16 protein-coding genes are annotated in these 14,519 nt (G+C 73.9%); 9 read left to right on the plus strand and 7 right to left on the minus strand.

Annotation, left to right across the window (positions count from 1 at the left end; translation table 11 throughout):
- Positions 1-2 precede the first annotated feature (2 nt).
- Positions 3-761 carry a nucleotidyltransferase domain-containing protein gene (locus ACZ6Y1_RS27360; protein ID WP_469635214.1) on the plus strand — a complete coding sequence of 253 codons (759 nt, stop codon included), beginning with the start codon at positions 3-5 and terminating at the stop codon, positions 759-761.
- Positions 762-773: 12 nt separating this feature from the next.
- On the opposite strand, the gene ACZ6Y1_RS27365 is transcribed toward ACZ6Y1_RS27360, so the two are convergent.
- The 3 genes from ACZ6Y1_RS27365 to ACZ6Y1_RS27375 all read right to left on the minus strand — a co-directional run bounded on the left by ACZ6Y1_RS27365 (position 774) and on the right by ACZ6Y1_RS27375 (position 2,373).
- Positions 774-1,454 carry a nucleotidyltransferase domain-containing protein gene (locus ACZ6Y1_RS27365; RefSeq protein WP_469635217.1) on the minus strand — a complete coding sequence of 227 codons (681 nt, stop codon included), beginning with the start codon at positions 1,452-1,454 and terminating at the stop codon, positions 774-776.
- 28 nt (positions 1,455-1,482) lie between these two features.
- Positions 1,483-1,947 (minus strand): Rieske (2Fe-2S) protein, encoded by a 465-nt coding sequence (locus ACZ6Y1_RS27370; protein ID WP_469635220.1) that lies wholly within the window; start codon positions 1,945-1,947, stop codon positions 1,483-1,485.
- An 81-nt stretch (positions 1,948-2,028) separates the two neighbouring features.
- Positions 2,029-2,373, minus strand: coding sequence for a DUF952 domain-containing protein (locus tag ACZ6Y1_RS27375; protein ID WP_469635223.1), 345 nt, complete (start codon positions 2,371-2,373; stop codon positions 2,029-2,031).
- A 47-nt stretch (positions 2,374-2,420) separates the two neighbouring features.
- On the opposite strand from ACZ6Y1_RS27375, the gene ACZ6Y1_RS27380 reads away from it, so the two are divergent.
- The 5 genes from ACZ6Y1_RS27380 (at position 2,421) to der (ending at position 7,413) form a co-directional block, all read left to right on the plus strand.
- Positions 2,421-2,960 (plus strand): YidB family protein, encoded by a 540-nt coding sequence (locus ACZ6Y1_RS27380; RefSeq protein ID WP_469635595.1) that lies wholly within the window; start codon positions 2,421-2,423, stop codon positions 2,958-2,960.
- A gap of 138 nt (positions 2,961-3,098) precedes the next feature.
- Entirely contained in the window at positions 3,099-4,187 is a 1,089-nt protein-coding gene (locus ACZ6Y1_RS27385) for a prephenate dehydrogenase (RefSeq protein ID WP_469635226.1), read from the plus strand.
- Positions 4,188-4,519: 332 nt separating this feature from the next.
- A complete protein-coding gene (gene cmk / locus ACZ6Y1_RS27390) occupies positions 4,520-5,227 on the plus strand; it encodes a (d)CMP kinase (protein ID WP_469635229.1) in 708 nt (235 codons plus the stop codon).
- Positions 5,224-5,871, plus strand: coding sequence for a lysophospholipid acyltransferase family protein (locus ACZ6Y1_RS27395; RefSeq protein WP_469635233.1), 648 nt, complete (start codon positions 5,224-5,226; stop codon positions 5,869-5,871). Before cmk ends, ACZ6Y1_RS27395 begins: the two co-directional genes overlap by 4 nt.
- Before the next feature lie 75 nt (positions 5,872-5,946).
- Entirely contained in the window at positions 5,947-7,413 is a 1,467-nt protein-coding gene (gene der, locus ACZ6Y1_RS27400) for a ribosome biogenesis GTPase Der (RefSeq protein ID WP_469635237.1), read from the plus strand.
- 27 nt (positions 7,414-7,440) lie between these two features.
- Here der and ACZ6Y1_RS27405 read toward each other — a convergent pair whose 3' ends face one another.
- The gene (locus tag ACZ6Y1_RS27405; RefSeq protein WP_469635242.1) at positions 7,441-7,824 is read right to left on the minus strand and encodes a hypothetical protein; all 384 of its coding nucleotides are present in this window, start codon (positions 7,822-7,824) and stop codon (positions 7,441-7,443) included.
- A gap of 155 nt (positions 7,825-7,979) precedes the next feature.
- Positions 7,980-8,798 carry a hypothetical protein gene (locus ACZ6Y1_RS27410; protein WP_469635246.1) on the minus strand — a complete coding sequence of 273 codons (819 nt, stop codon included), beginning with the start codon at positions 8,796-8,798 and terminating at the stop codon, positions 7,980-7,982.
- Between the two features lie 293 nt (positions 8,799-9,091).
- Between ACZ6Y1_RS27410 and ACZ6Y1_RS27415 the strand changes: the two genes are divergently transcribed.
- From ACZ6Y1_RS27415 to ACZ6Y1_RS27425, 3 genes are all read left to right on the plus strand, one after another.
- Positions 9,092-9,742 (plus strand): LysM peptidoglycan-binding domain-containing protein, encoded by a 651-nt coding sequence (locus ACZ6Y1_RS27415; RefSeq protein ID WP_469635251.1) that lies wholly within the window; start codon positions 9,092-9,094, stop codon positions 9,740-9,742.
- Between the two features lie 367 nt (positions 9,743-10,109).
- Complete coding sequence (locus ACZ6Y1_RS27420; RefSeq protein WP_469635254.1) at positions 10,110-10,625, plus strand: MTB12 C-terminal domain-containing protein; 516 nt, start codon at positions 10,110-10,112, stop codon at positions 10,623-10,625.
- A gap of 55 nt (positions 10,626-10,680) precedes the next feature.
- Complete coding sequence (locus ACZ6Y1_RS27425; protein ID WP_469635260.1) at positions 10,681-11,661, plus strand: helix-turn-helix transcriptional regulator; 981 nt, start codon at positions 10,681-10,683, stop codon at positions 11,659-11,661.
- Between the two features lie 296 nt (positions 11,662-11,957).
- On the opposite strand, the gene ACZ6Y1_RS27430 is transcribed toward ACZ6Y1_RS27425, so the two are convergent.
- The gene (locus tag ACZ6Y1_RS27430) at positions 11,958-13,034 is read right to left on the minus strand and encodes a phosphatase PAP2 family protein (protein WP_469635263.1); all 1,077 of its coding nucleotides are present in this window, start codon (positions 13,032-13,034) and stop codon (positions 11,958-11,960) included.
- A 196-nt stretch (positions 13,035-13,230) separates the two neighbouring features.
- Entirely contained in the window at positions 13,231-14,346 is a 1,116-nt protein-coding gene (locus tag ACZ6Y1_RS27435; protein ID WP_469635266.1) for a hypothetical protein, read from the minus strand.
- Positions 14,347-14,519 lie beyond the last annotated feature (173 nt).

A 14,519-nucleotide genomic window follows, 5' to 3' on the forward strand; every position in this document is an offset into this window, starting at 1 on the left:
CCATGCTCGACGCACTGAGTCTCGACCTCGCCCCCGTCGTGGCGGAGCAGCCCGACCCGTTGCTCTTCGCCACGGTGTCGGGCGCCCACCTGTACGGATTCCCCTCCCGGGACTCCGACGTCGACCTGCGCGGCGCGCACCTGCTGCCGGCGGGGGCCCTGCTGGGGCTGCGCGATCCGGAGGAGACCCGCACCCGGATGTGGGACCGGGACGACGTGGAGATGGACCTGGTCACGCACGACCTGCGCAAGTTCGTCCGGCTGATGCTGAACCGCAACGGCTACGTCCTGGAGCAGCTGCTGTCCCCGCTCGTGGTCCACACGACGCCGACGCACGAGGAGCTGATCGCGCTGGCCCCGGGGGTACTGACCTCCCACCACGCCCACCACTACCGGGGCTTCGCGAACACCCAGTGGCGGCTCTTCGACAAGGCCCGCGAACTCAAGCCGGTGCTCTACGCGTTCCGGGCCCTGCTCACCGGCATCCACCTGATGCGCTCGGGCGAGGTGCAGGCGCACCTGCCGACCCTGATCGGCGAGGTGGCCGAGGCGCCCGCGTACCTCGGGGCCCTGATCGAGGCCAAGGTGGCCGCCGAGCACGGCGGTTACGAGGGGCCGGACACCGCACGGGTCCGCGGCGACTTCGAGGCGCTGCACGCCGTGCTGGACGCCGCGCAGGCCGCGTCGGCACTGCCGGACCAGGCCTCCGCGTACGACGCGCTCGACGAGCTCGTCATACGGCGCCGGACTCCGGACCGCTGACGCCGCACGGGGTCAGGAGGCCGCCGCGCGGCGCGTGCGCAGGAGGAAGTCCTCGACCCGGGCCAGGTCGGGCTCCTGGGGCAGGGGCGTCGTGGAGAGGGCCGCCTCGGTCTCCTCCTGCAGCCGCGCCATCCAGGCGTCGACCTCCTCCCAGGAGGTCTCGCCACGGCGGACGGCGAGCAGGCGCTCGCGGTACGGGCCCGCGTCGATGGTCAGACGGCCCGTGCGCAGCAGGTCGCGGCAGGACAGGAGCAGCCGCAGCAGGTGCATGGCGTGCTTCCAGCGCGGGGCGCCGTGGACGCGGACGTCGGCGAGCAGTTTGCCGCGCTGGGAAGCCGCGTACCGGCTGAAGCTGGTGTGGGCCCGGCGGGAGAGGAACGCCTCGCGCAGCGAGAGGAGTTCCTCTCCGACCGGGGTGGCCTCCTCCACGAGCGGGGAGTGCAGGCACTCCAGGATGTTCGGATTGGCGCGGAGCGCGAGCTCGCAGAAGCGCTCCAGCTCCCAGGAGAACTCCTCGTCCCGAGGGCCCTCCACGTGCGTGGGGGGCTTCTCGAACCGCCAGAACAGCGGCGTCGGGGCGAGGTAGACACCGCGCCGGTCGGTGTCGCTCGCCTCCGTCGCCAGCCCGAACGCCCGGGACCCCATCACGCACCGGTAGACCATGTGGTCCCGTACCAGTGTCAGATCGTCCATCCGGAGAGGTTAGGCGCCACGGCCCGCGCTACGCGAGCGAGATGTTTCCGTCCGGAGCCACGGTGATCTTCTTCTCGGGCAGGGGCTTCGTGGCCGGGCCGTGGGCCACCGCACCGTCCGCGACCTGGAACTTGCTGCCGTGGCAGGGGCAGTCGATGGTGCCGTTCTCCACCTTGTTCACCAGGCAGCCCTGGTGCGTGCAGACCGCGCTGAAGCAGCGGAAGGACCCCGCGGTCGGCTGGGTGACCACCAGCTTCTCCTCCTTGAGGACCGTGCCGCCGCCCACCGGGACGTCCGCCGCCTTGGCGATGGCCTTCCCGCCCGCCGCCGGGGCGGACGAGTCGCCGCCCGGGGAGGGGGTGGCCGCGCTGCCCGACTCGCTCTTGGGCTGTTCCTTCTCGCCGCTGCCGCACGCGGCGAGGGTGCCGCCCGCGAGGGCGGCCGCTCCCACCGCCAGGACGGTGCGGCGGGCGGTGGTCGTGGGGTCGCTCATGGGTGTCTCCTCAGCTGTGTGGCGTTCGGCGAGCAGCATCCTGGCCTGTGCCGGCCCCCAGGTGAAGCCCGCCGCGCCGTCTCAACGGCCGGTCGGCTCCCACGGGGACAGCGAGGCAGGGCTGCCGGGTGTGCGTACCACCTCCCACACGCGCCCCACGGCTTCCCGGTTCAGCGGACCGAAGACGTGCGGGTAGCGGCCGTCGGAGCCGCCCTCCCGGCGGACCTCCGCCGTCAGGGCGGCCTCGTCGAGCTCCACCGCGAGCAGGGTCCCCGGCAGGTCCCGGTAGTACGCCTCGACGACCGCGAGGGCCGTCGCCCGGTCCGCCGAACAGTGCACGAAGCCGTCGGAGTCGAGGGAGGGCGGGGCGTACGGGAGTTCGGGCGCGGCGGTCCAGTCGGCGAGCGGGACGATGTGGAAGATCATGCCGATCGTTCTACCCCAGTGGTGGGGGAGCGGTGCGCCAGGTGGCGGTGTCGACCGGTATCGGGGAGATTGTCGGTGTCTCGAAGCCGGGTACGACGCCGTCCGCGCGGCCCGGTCCCCCTTCGAAAGGCATCACCATGGCGGGTAACGACCTCGGCTCCCTTCTGGGCGGCCTCCTCGGCGGTTCGGGCGGCTCCGGCGGCTCCGACAGTGGCCAGGGCGGTGGCGACATCCTCGGCTCGCTGCTCGGCGCGCTCATGGGCGGCGGCTCCGGTGGCGGTGCGCACACCGGCGGGAACGGCAACCCGCTCGGCGGGCTCCTGGACATGCTGACCAGATCCGGGCTCGCGGACCAGGCGCAGTCCTGGATCGGCACGGGGGACAACCAGCCCGTCAGCGGCGCACAGGTCAGGGAGGCGCTGCCCGCCGACACCCTGCGGCAGGTCGCCCAGGAGGCCGGAGTCAGCCAGGACGAGGCCGCCGACCAGATCGCACGGACCCTGCCCCAGGCGGTCGACAAGCTGACCCCGAGCGGCCGGATGCCGTCCGGGTCGCTGGAGGACATCATCAGGGAACAGGCCCTCTGACCCCGCCGTACAGGAGATTTCCGGCGGGGGCCCGGCGGCCCGTCCCACGGGATGGGCGGCCGGGCCCTCGCGCTGCCCTCTCTGGCTACTCTGGCCACGCAGAGCTCTTGATCCCTTACGCACCCCCTGGAGCGCCCCGTGAGAACCGCCGTCGTCATCGGAACCGGACTGATCGGCACCTCCGCAGCACTCGCCCTGTCGGGCCGGGGCATCACCGTCCACCTTGTCGACCACGACCCGGCCCAGGCCCGTACGGCGGCCGCCCTCGGCGCCGGCACCGACGAGCCCTTCGACGGCCAGGTCGACCTCGCGATCGTCGCCGTGCCGCCGAACCACGTGGCGGCGACCCTGGCGGACGTGATCGGGCGCGGCGTGGCGCGGGCGTACGTGGACGTGGCCAGCGTCAAGGGCGGGCCGCGGCGGGAGCTCGCGGAGCTGGGGGTGGACCTCACCGCGTACATCGGCACGCACCCGATGGCCGGCAAGGAGCGGTCGGGGCCGCTCGCGGGCTCGGCGGACCTCTTCGAGGGCCGCCCGTGGGTGCTGACCCCGACCCGGGACACGGAGCACGAGGTCCTGAACCTCGCCCTCGAACTGGTGGCCCTGTGCCGGGCCGTCCCGGTCGTGATGGACGCGGACGCCCACGACCGGGCGGTGGCGCTGGTCTCCCACACGCCGCAGCTGGTGTCGAGCATGGTCGCGGCCCGGCTGGAGGAGGCGGACGAGACCGCCGTCCGGCTGTGCGGGCAGGGGATAAGGGACGTGACGCGGATCGCGGCCTCCGACCCCCGGATGTGGGTGGAGATCCTGTCGGCGAACCCGGGGCCGGTGGCGGACGTCCTCGCGGGGATCGCGGCCGACCTGGAGGAGACCGTCGAGGCGCTGCGGGGCCTGCAGTCGGGCGACGAGGACAAGCGGCGGAGCGGCGCCGCCGGGATCGAGGACGTGCTGCGGCGCGGGAACGCCGGGCGGGTGCGGGTGCCGGGCAAGCACGGCGCGGCGCCGACGGTCTACGAGACGGTGGCCGTGCTCATCTCCGACCAGCCGGGCGAGCTGGCGCGGATCTTCGCCGACGCGGGCCGGGCGGGGGTCAACATCGAGGACGTGCGGATCGAGCACGCGACGGGGCAGCAGGCGGGTCTGGTGCAGCTGATGGTGGAGCCGCGCGCGGTAGCCGGCCTGACGGCCGAACTCCGCGACCGCGGCTGGGCCCTGCGACAGCAGTAGCCCCGCGGGGCGGCGGCCGGGCGGACCGGGTGCGGCGCCGCTGCCGGGGCGCTGCCCCCGACCCCGCGCCTCGAACGCCGGCGGGGCTGGTTTCGGCCCGGCGGGGCCGGAAGCGTGAGGGCGCGGCACCGCTGCCGGGGCTCTGCCCCCGGGCCCCCGCTCCTCGAACGCCGGAACTCCAGCCCCTCCGGCGTTCGAGGAGCGGGGTACGGGGCGGAGCCACGGGGCTTTGAGCCGCCCGGGACCGGGGGCTTCCCGGGGCCGGTAACCTGGAGCAGGGGCGTTTTTGCGCGCCCTCGTACCTACGCGCTAACCAGGAAGGTGCCCGCACCGTGGAAACCGCAGCTCCGGCAGCCGTGATCGTCGCCATCGACGGTCCCTCCGGCACGGGCAAGTCCAGCACCTCCAAGGCCGTGGCCGCCAAGCTCGGGCTGCGCTACCTGGACACCGGTGCCCAGTACCGGGCCATCACCTGGTGGATGATCGCCAACGGCGTGGACACCGAGGACGCGGAGGCGATCGCCCTCGCCGCCGGCAAGCCCGCCATCGTCTCCGGTACGGACCCGGCCGCGCCCACCATCACCGTGGACGGCCTCGACGCCTCCGGCCCCATCCGCACCCAGGAGGTCACCTCCAAGGTCAGCGCCGTCAGCGCCGTCCCCGAGGTGCGCGCCCTGATCACCGAGCTGCAGCGCTCGATCGCCGCCGACGCGGCCCAGGAGGCCGACGGGATCGTCGTCGAGGGCCGGGACATCGGTACCACCGTGCTGCCCGACGCCGACCTGAAGGTCTTCCTCACCGCTTCCCCGGAGGCCCGCGCGGCCCGCCGCAGCGGCGAGCTGCGCGGCAAGGAGGCCGCCGACCTCGCGGCCACCAAGGCGGCGCTGATCAAGCGCGACGCCGCCGACTCCGGCCGCAAGACCTCCCCCCTCGCCAAGGCCGGCGACGCCGTCGAGGTCGACACCACCGAGCTCACCCTCGACCAGGTCATCGAGTGCGTCGTGACCCTGGTCGAGGAGAAGCGGGCGGGACGCAAGTGAGCGATACGCCCTCCCTCAAGGGCGCGGCGGTCGGCAGGCGCATCGGCATCGGGCTCATGTACGGGCTGTGGAAGCCCCGCGTGCTCGGCGCCTGGAAGGTGCCCGCCTCCGGCCCCGTCATCCTCGCCGTGAACCACTCGCACAACATCGACGGCCCCATGGTCATGGGCACCGCGCCCAGGCCGCTGCACTTCCTGATCAAGAAGGAGGCGTACGTCGGCCCGCTCGGCCCCTTCCTCGAAGGGATCGGGCAGGTCAAGGTCGACCGCAGCGGCCCCGACCGGACGGCCATAGGCCGCGCCCTCGGCGTGCTCGACAACGGCGGCGCCCTGGGCATCTTCCCCGAGGGCACCCGGGGCGAAGGCGACTTCGCCTCGCTGCGCGCCGGGCTCGCCTACTTCGCGGTCCGCAGCGGCGCGCCCATCGTGCCGGTGGCCGTGCTCGGCAGCGGCGACACCCCGGGGCGGCTCGTAAAGGGGCTGCCCGCCCTCAAGAGCCGGGTCGACGTCGTCTTCGGCTCGGCCTTCGACGCCGGGGACGGCAGTGGCCGCCGTACCCGTACCGCGCTGGACCAGGCCACCGTACGCATCCAGGACCGGCTGACCGCCCACCTGGCCGACGCCAAGCGCCTCACCGGGCGCTGAGCGAGACTTGACCTAGTAGTGGAACCGCGCTGCGCGGGTGCCACCGATCACCACGAACGACGAGGAACGGACTTCATGAACGACCAGCACGACCACGGAGCACTTGGCGACGCCGAGTACGCGGAGTTCATGGAGCTCGCCGCGGAAGAGGGCTTCGACATCGAGGACGTCGAAGGTGCCCTCCAGGAGGCCGCTGCCGGCCCCCTCCCCGTCCTCGCCGTCGTGGGCCGGCCGAACGTCGGCAAGTCGACCCTGGTGAACCGCATCATCGGCCGCCGCGAGGCGGTCGTGGAGGACAAGCCCGGCGTCACCCGCGACCGCGTCATGTACGAGGCCGAGTGGGCGGGCCGCCGCTTCACGGTCGTCGACACCGGCGGCTGGGAGCAGGACGTCCTCGGCATCGACGCCTCCGTCGCCGCCCAGGCCGAGTACGCCATCGAGTCCGCCGACGCCGTGGTCTTCGTCGTCGACGCCAAGGTCGGCGCCACCGACACCGACGAGGCCGTCGTCCGGCTGCTGCGCAAGTCCAAGAAGCCCGTCGTGCTGTGCGCCAACAAGGTCGACGGCCAGAGCGGCGAGTCCGACGCGGCCGCCCTGTGGTCCCTGGGCCTCGGCATGCCGCACCCGGTCTCCTCGCTGCACGGCCGCGGCACCGGCGACATGCTGGACGCCGTCCTCGAGGCCCTGCCGGAGGCCCCCGAGCAGACCTTCGGCAGCGGCACCGCCATCGGCGGCCCGCGCCGCATCGCGCTGATCGGCCGCCCGAACGTGGGCAAGTCCTCGCTGCTCAACAAGGTCGCGAAGGAGGAGCGGGTCGTCGTCAACGAGCTGGCCGGCACCACCCGCGACCCGGTCGACGAGCTGATCGAGCTCGGCGGCGTCACCTGGAAGTTCGTCGACACCGCCGGCATCCGCAAGAAGGTCCACCTCCAGCAGGGCGCCGACTACTACGCCTCCCTGCGCACGGCCGCGGCCGTGGAGAAGGCGGAGGTCGCGGTCATCCTGATCGACACGACCGAGCAGATCAGCGTCCAGGACCAGCGCATCATCACCATGGCCGTCGAGTCCGGTCGCGCGATCGTGATCGCCTACAACAAGTGGGACGAGCTCGACGAGGAGCGCCGCTACTACCTCGAGCGCGAGATCGAGACCGAGATGCAGCAGGTCTCCTGGGCGCCCCGGGTGAACGTCTCGGCGCTCACCGGCCGCCACATGGAGAAGCTGGTCCCGGCGATCGAGACCGCCCTCGCGGGCTGGGAGACGCGCGTCCCCACCGGCCGGCTGAACGCCTTCCTCGGTGAGGTCGTCGCCGCCCACCCGCACCCGATCCGCGGCGGCAAGCAGCCCCGCATCCTGTTCGGTACCCAGGCCGGCAGCAAGCCGCCACGGTTCGTCCTCTTCGCCTCCGGCTTCCTGGAGCACGGCTACCGGCGCTTCATCGAGCGCCGGCTGCGCGAGGAGTTCGGCTTCGAGGGCACCCCGATCCACATCTCGGTGCGGGTGCGCGAGAAGCGCGGCGCCCAGTACAAGAAGAAGAAGTAGTACGGGGCGGGAACAGCGGTTCCGGGGTCAGTAGCCCCGGCGCGGTGCGGGCGGCAGGGCCGCCGGGATGTGCGTCATCCCGGTCTGGTGCTGCCGCCCGCCGCTGTATGCGGGGGCGGGCTCGGAAGCGGTGCCCGCGTACGAGTAGGCGGGCGGCACAGGGGCGTAGGAGGGCTGCCAGTCGTCGACGCGCTGCCACGCGGAACCGCTCCAGCCGCTGCCGTACGAGCTGCCGCCGGTGTAGGAGCCCCCGTACGAGAACGCCGTGAACCCCAGGTCCTCCTCGCCCGTGCGGTCGCCGGGCAGCGCGCGGAAGGCGCGCAGGTACTCCGAGTACAGGGTGTCGTAGATCGGGGTGTGCGAGACGGTGCTCGTACGGGCGGGGGCGCGGGAGGAGTCGTATGAGTGCACGTACCAGCCAACGAACGCGGTGGCCTGCGGATGCGGGGTGAGCGGGGCGAAAACGCAAGAGGCCGGGGGTGCGCGGGACGGACCGCGCACCCCCGGCGCACACCGCCGGACCCCCGGGGTGGAGGGGGCCGGCGGCCGTTCGGGAACCGGGGGCGTCAGGCCCCCGGGGTACCCGCGAGGGGCATCGAGGCCGCCACGAGCTTGCCCGCGGCGGCGGCCTTGTCGAGGGCGTCGCGCAGCAGGTCCTCGCGGGGCTGCTGGCCGATGGAGCCGACCGGGGCGGCGTAGATGAGCACGCGCTGGGTCTTGTTGACGGCCGTCCGCCAGCCGTCCGTGACCGACAGCGCCTGGTGTGCCTGCCACCAGGCGACCTGGCCGCCGTCGGTGCCGGGCTGCAGCACGGCGTGCAGCTGCCCGCCCGCGAGCAGCACCGACCAGCCGCCGAGGGCGGTCGGGAGCTCCGCGGTGTCCGTGACCGGGATGAAGCCCTGCTCGATGAGGAGCGGCAGGAAGTCGTCCCCGGGGCCGGTGGTGCCGGGGCGGGCGATCGGCGCGGTCGGCTCGACGACCAGCGCGGGGTGCAGCTCGCCGCCGATCAGGACCAGGCCGCTGGTGATGCCGAGGACGGCCTGCCCGCCGGGCACGTTCTGCGGGCCGTCACCGTCGAGCGGCAGGACGGGCACGGCGGGGGCGGGGCTGTCGCCGGTGATGCTGCGGACGGCGCCCTGCAGCTGCTCCTCGGACACGGTGACGACCTGGGAGGGGATGCAGGTGGCGTGGGCGAAGGCGAGGACGGCGGTCTCCTCGCCGACGAACAGCACCGTGCTGGTGCGGTCGCTCTCGGGGTCGCCGGGGGTGCGGCAGGAGGTGCAGTCGTAACTGCGCGGTGCGTCGTCGCCGACGAGCAGCCTCTCGGCTTCTTCGTCACCGATCTCGGCACGTACCTCATCACTGACGTCGAGCATGCGCGGCACGGGGTGGCTCCTCGGGCATAGGTGCGGGCCGGCGGATCCCGGCTCGCCGGGCTCAACGGGGGACCGGCGGCCGGGGTCACGCCATTGGAGGGAACGGAATCGAACCGGGCCCCCGGAAGAGTGAACCGTGCGACCGGGACTTTGTTTTCTTGCCAACTCTTTTCTGGTTGTGCGCAGTTGCTGTGCGGAGATGGCCGTTCGGGGGAGGCGGTGCGTCGGCCGACCGGGTGGGCTGCGGGAGCGCGCGGCGCGGCGCGGCCGGAGGGCGGCGGGGCCGCGCGTAGCGTGACGCGATGCCCAACCCCGGGATCCGGCCGCGCGCCGTCGGCGCCGCCGTCACCGTCACCGCTGCCGCCGTGCTGGCGCTCGTACTCCCCTCCGGTGCGGCGGCAGCGGCCCCGCCCCCGCCCGCGCCGGGGCCCCCCGGGGTCGCGCACCCCGGTTCGCCCGGACTGATCGGGAAGGGGCCCGGTGACTGCGGGCCGGGCGGGGAGTGGCCCTGGGACTGCGTGGCCGACTGCGAGAGCAGCGGGCGCTGGGCGGTCAACACCGGCAACGGCTTCTACGGCGGGCTGCAGTTCTGGCAGCCGACGTGGGAGGAGTACGGCGGGCTGGCGTTCGCGAAGCGGGCCGACCTCGCGAGCCGCGGGCAGCAGATCCGGGTCGCCCAGGACGTCCTCGCGCGGCAGGGGTGGGACGCCTGGCCGGTGTGCTCGAAGCGGTACGGGCTGGCGGGCCGGATGCACACGGTACGGGCCGGGGACACGCTGTACGGGATCGCCCGGCGGTACCGGGTGCCCGGGGGGTGGCAGGCCCTGTACGCGGCGAACCGGGCGGCGGTCGGGGCGCGGCCGGAGGCGATCGGGATCGGGCTGCTGCTGGCGATCCCGGCCGCGGCCCCGGTCCCGGGTCCCGGGGCTGCCGCCCCGTCGCCCCGCCGCTGACGGCTGCGGTGGGTGCCCCGGCTGCGGCGCCGACGCCGGGGCTCCGCCCCGGACCCCGCGCCTCAAACGCCGGCGGGGCTGGATCTGCCCCCGGCCGCACCGAGGCGCCCGGCGGGGTGCGCTGGGGTTTGGGCGGCGGGGCTGGATCTGCCCTCGGCAGCACCGAGGCGCCCGGCGGGGTGCGCTGGGGTTTGGGCGGCGGGGCTGGATCTGCCCCCGGCCGCAGTGAGGCGCCCGGCGGGGCTGGATCTGCCCCCCGGCAGCACTGAGGCGCCCGGCGGGGTGGGGGTGGTGCGCGTTGCGGGATGGTGTGGGGGCGCCGACGCTGGAAGGGCTGATTCGTGCGGCTTGGACGGTGGTGAGCCAGATGGGCCTGAGAAGACATCCGCGCGCCGCGGGGCTGGCGGTGGCAGCGGTACTGCTGGCCGTACCGGCCCTTGCCGGGGCTTCCTCGGCGGCGGACCTCGCAGCGGCGGTGCCGACGTCCGCCGGGGCCGCGGCCCTGCCCGCCGCGGACGGACCGGCCGATCCCGCGGCGGCCAAGGCGCAGATCGAGAAGAACTGGGCCGCCTTCTTCGACCCGAAGACCTCCACCGAGGAGAAGGCCGCGCTGCTGGAGCACGGCGACTTCCTGGAGCCACTGCTGGGCGTCTTCGCGAAACTCCCCCAGGCGGACAAGGCCTCCGCGAAGGTCACGAACGTCACCTTCACCTCGCCGACCCAGGCGACCGTGACCTACGACCTGCTGGTCTCCGGCTCCCCGGCGCTGGCCGGCAGCAAGGGGATCTCGGTGCTCGACGACGGGGTCTGGAAGGTCTCGCTGAAGAGCCTGTGCGGGCTGATCGGGCTCAGCGGCAAGCCGGCGCCGGCGCCGCCCTGCTGACGCCTGCAGAAGCCCGCGGCCCACGGCCCTCGGGGCCCGCTGGCAGACTCGGGGCATGCTCGAGACCTCCGCACGACTGCTGCGCCTGCTCTCCCTGTTGCAGGCCCACCGCGAATGGACCGGCGCCGACCTCGCGGACCGGCTCGGGGTGACGCCGCGGACGCTCCGGCGGGACGTGGACCGGCTGCGGGAGCTCGGGTACCCGGTGAACGCCAGCCCCGGCACCGGCGGCGGCTACCAGCTGGGCGCGGGGGCCGAGCTGCCGCCGCTGCTGCTCGACGACGACGAGGCCGTGGCGGTGGCCGTCGGGCTGCGGACCGCCGCCGGGAACGGGGTCGAGGGCATCGGGGAGGCATCCGTACGGGCCCTGGCGAAGCTGGAGCAGGTGCTGCCCTCGCGGCTGCGGCGGCGGGTCTCGGCGCTGAACGAGTTCACCGTGCCGATGCTGCGCGGCGCCGAGCGCTCCACCGTGGACCCCTCGGTGCTGGCCGAGCTCGCCGCCGTCTGCCGGGATGCCGAGCGGCTGCGCTTCGAGTACCGGGACCACGGCGGCAACGCCACCCGCCGTACGGTCGAGCCGCACCGGCTGGTGTGCACCGAACGCCGCTGGTACCTGGTCGCCTGGGACGTGGAGCGGGAGGACTGGCGGACCTTCCGCGCCGACCGCATCGAGCCCAGGCCCCCGCACGGACCGAGGTTCGCCCCGCGCCGTCCGCCTTCCGAGGACCTGGCCGCGTACGTCTCCCAGGGCGTGGCCCAGCGCGCGTACGCGGCCCGCGCGGTGGTGCGGCTGAAGGTGCCGGCGCAGGACGCGGCCCGGATCGTCGGGCCGAGCGACGGGGCCCTGGAACCGGTCGACGGGAACAGCTGTCTGCTGCGCACCGGGGCCGTGAGCCTGGACGTTCTTGTGATTCACATCATGCTGCTCGGCTGTGAGTTCGAAGTGGTCGAGCCGCCGGAGCTGACCGACCGGATCAGGGCCGCGCGGGATCTCCTCGCACGGGCCGTGGGGGCGGGAGAAGTGAAGGAAATGTAGCGGTTCTGAGGGGCATTCGGTTGGTCCGGTCCAGGGCCGGGGCCGGGGGAGTGAAGGCAATGCCCGGAGGAAATGCGCGGGCTCTCGGGGGGAATTCCGGAGGGCCCGCGCGGCGGGCGTGTCGCGGACCGCAAAACAATTGGGAGTTGTAGATATTCTGTGACACAAGCGTGACCCGGGACGGACGAACGTCCGGGCGCGGCGCTGACGAACGGCGAAGGCGGGCCGGGTCCAGGACCCGGCCCGCCTTCGTGCCGCGCGGGTGAGGTGGTGCGTACCGGCCCGCGCGGGGGTGCTCAGCCGCCGGCGACCGGACGCGCCGCGGCCGCGGCCGTCCCCCGGGCGGGAGCCCGCTCGCCGTGGGGCGGCCGGCGGCTGCCGACCGGGGTGACCGGGGTCCGCTCGGACCGGATCACGTGCTGGCGTCCGGACACGTGCGCGGCCGGCCGGGGCGCCGGGGAGTGTGCGGCGACCGCCGCGGCCGCGGGCTGCGGGACGGGTCCCGCGGCCGGCTCCGGGGCCGCGTCGCCGACGGGCCGCAGCTGCCACTTGCCGCCCGCGGAGAGGAGCGGGGTGAGCGCGGTGACGACCGGGGCGGGCATACGTCCGGTCTCGGCACGGCGGCGCAGCAGCTCGCGCAGCTCGAAGACGTACGCCTCGGACCGGGCGATCAGCGGCTCGAACCAGGGGAGGGCCAGCAGGATCAGCAGGCCGGCGGACCAGCCGAGCAGCACGTCGCTGACCCAGTGCGTGCCGAGGTACACGGTGGTGGCGCCCACGCTCAGCGAGACGACCGCGGAGACCACGGACAGCACCCGCCGGGTGACCACGGTGGAGGCCAGGTAGGCCAGGATTCCCCAGGTCACAACGGCGTTGGCGGTGTGGCCGGAAGGAAATATATCGCCGCCCGCGAAGAGCTCGGCCGAGCCGATCTCCGTGGCGTAGTGCGGACCGAGCCGGCCGAGGCCGAGCTTCACGGCCCCGACGGTGATGTTGAGGAGGAGCAGGGCCACGCCGAGGGCGATCAGGGGGCGGAGGGTGTGCTGCCGCCAGGAGCGCCAGCCGAGCCAGGCGGCGACCATGACCGCGGTGGGCCCGCGCTGGCCGAGCACGACGAGGTAGTCGAGGAACGCGTGCACCTGCGGCCACTGCTCGTAGGGCCGGAAGAACATGACCTGCCAGTCCAGGCGGACGAGCCAGGACGTGGTCAGCACGGCCACCACGATCGCGAGGTAGAAGGCGAGGGTCGATCCCAGGAGTACGACGCGGTGCCGGCTCATCTGCGGGGTTTGCAGATGAGCCGGTCGCTCCGGTTCCCGGTCCAGCCGGGCGAAGACCCGCTCCAGACGGGTCAGGATTTGATCGGTACGCACTCAATCGACGTTACCGCGCGCCGCTGCTCAAGCCGGGCGAATCGCGGGCTTTGTGATGACCATGTGATGTGGAGTTGGTCTCACGCGAGACTTAATTCCGGTTATTTCGGCAGGGGTTGAGCAGGCCTTGATCGGCCGTTCCGGTAATTGTTTCCCGTGCTTATCCGAGCTTTATGCCGTTGTGCCGTTTCCATTTCTACGGAGGCCCCGAGCCGTTCAGCCAGAACGCCCCGTACACCGCCGAGGCCAGCGCCGCCGCGCCCAGGACCGCGCCCGCCCGCACGGTCCGCCACCGGGCCAGCGCCAGCGCCACGGGCAGCAGCAGCGGGAAGGCGGGGATCAGCAGCCGGGGCTTGGAGCCGAAGTACCCGGAGGCGCACAGCGCCAGCGCCACGACGATCCCGCAGTACACGAGCAGCGGCGCCGGCTGCCGCTGCCGTACGCACGTCGCGTACAGCCACAGCACGAGCAGCACCCCCGCGATCAGCGCCACCCCGGCGGGGAAGGCGGGGGAGGCCAGCTTCCCGCCGATGAACCGGGCGAAGGCCCGGCCGCCGTCGAAGCCGTTGCCCCAGCCGCCCTGCACGTCCAGGTATCCGAACAGGCCGCCCCCGGTGCGCGCCCCGACCCACAGCACGTACGCCGCCGCGCCCGCCGGAGCGAGCAGCGCACCCGCCGCCATCCGCCACGACCGCTCCCCGTGACGCACGGCCAGTACGACGGCCACCCACACCGCCGCGACCACCGCGGCCCCGACCGGGCGGGTCAGCCCGGCCGCCGCGGCGAGCAGTCCCGCCGTCAGCCACCGCCCGCGCAGGGCCCCGTACAGGGACCAGGCCGCCAGCGCCGTGAAGAGCGACTCGCTGTACGCCATCGACTGCACGATCCCGACGGGCAGCGCCGCCCAGACCCCGGCGGCGAACACCCCGGCGCGCCGGCCGTGCACGAGCTCGGCCACCGCGAAGATCCCCCAGGCCGCGGCCGGCCCGGCGACCACCGACACCACCAGCCCCGCGGAGCCGTACGACAGCCCGGTCGGCGCCGACACCAGCCGCTCCAGCCAGGGCAGCAGCGGGAAGAACGCCAGGTTCGAGTGGACGTCCCCGTTGGGGAGGGCCACCTCGTACCCGTATCCCTCCGCGGCGATGCGGGCGTACCAGAGCGAGTCCCAGCGGGCCGACAGCAGCGTGTGCGGGCTGCTGCCGGCCGCCGCGCACCACACCGCGAGCACCGCCACCCCGAGCAGCCGGACGGCGGCGAAGACGGCGAGCGCGGGCGCGGCCCGGCGAAATCCAAGATCCTTCACGGGCATGATTATCGGTGGCGGCGACCGCCGACCCGGGCCGCGGCCCGGGCGGGGAAGGCGGCGGGAACTGCGCACCGTGATCGCGCGTGTACGCGGGGGAGACGGGGGGTGGAGGGGAGTGGCGCACACCACACGCGGGGCGCCGCCGGGATGAGAGCTTGGCCACGTGCCCGGCAGAC

The sequence above is a fragment of the Streptomyces sp. NPDC053432 genome (assembly GCF_055585365.1).

What these genes read in the sequence shown, in the direction of transcription:
- ACZ6Y1_RS27360 (WP_469635214.1), top strand. Translation starts at nt 3, where the DNA reads ATGCTCGACGCACTGAGTCTCGACCTCGCCCCCGTCGTGGCGGAGCAG.
- ACZ6Y1_RS27365 (WP_469635217.1), bottom strand. Translation starts at nt 1,454, where the DNA reads ATGGACGATCTGACACTGGTACGGGACCACATGGTCTACCGGTGCGTG.
- ACZ6Y1_RS27370 (WP_469635220.1), bottom strand. Translation starts at nt 1,947, where the DNA reads ATGAGCGACCCCACGACCACCGCCCGCCGCACCGTCCTGGCGGTGGGA.
- ACZ6Y1_RS27375 (WP_469635223.1), bottom strand. Translation starts at nt 2,373, where the DNA reads ATGATCTTCCACATCGTCCCGCTCGCCGACTGGACCGCCGCGCCCGAA.
- der (WP_469635237.1), top strand. Translation starts at nt 5,947, where the DNA reads ATGAACGACCAGCACGACCACGGAGCACTTGGCGACGCCGAGTACGCG.
- ACZ6Y1_RS27415 (WP_469635251.1), top strand. Translation starts at nt 9,092, where the DNA reads ATGCCCAACCCCGGGATCCGGCCGCGCGCCGTCGGCGCCGCCGTCACC.
- ACZ6Y1_RS27420 (WP_469635254.1), top strand. Translation starts at nt 10,110, where the DNA reads ATGGGCCTGAGAAGACATCCGCGCGCCGCGGGGCTGGCGGTGGCAGCG.
- ACZ6Y1_RS27425 (WP_469635260.1), top strand. Translation starts at nt 10,681, where the DNA reads ATGCTCGAGACCTCCGCACGACTGCTGCGCCTGCTCTCCCTGTTGCAG.
- ACZ6Y1_RS27435 (WP_469635266.1), bottom strand. Translation starts at nt 14,346, where the DNA reads ATGCCCGTGAAGGATCTTGGATTTCGCCGGGCCGCGCCCGCGCTCGCC.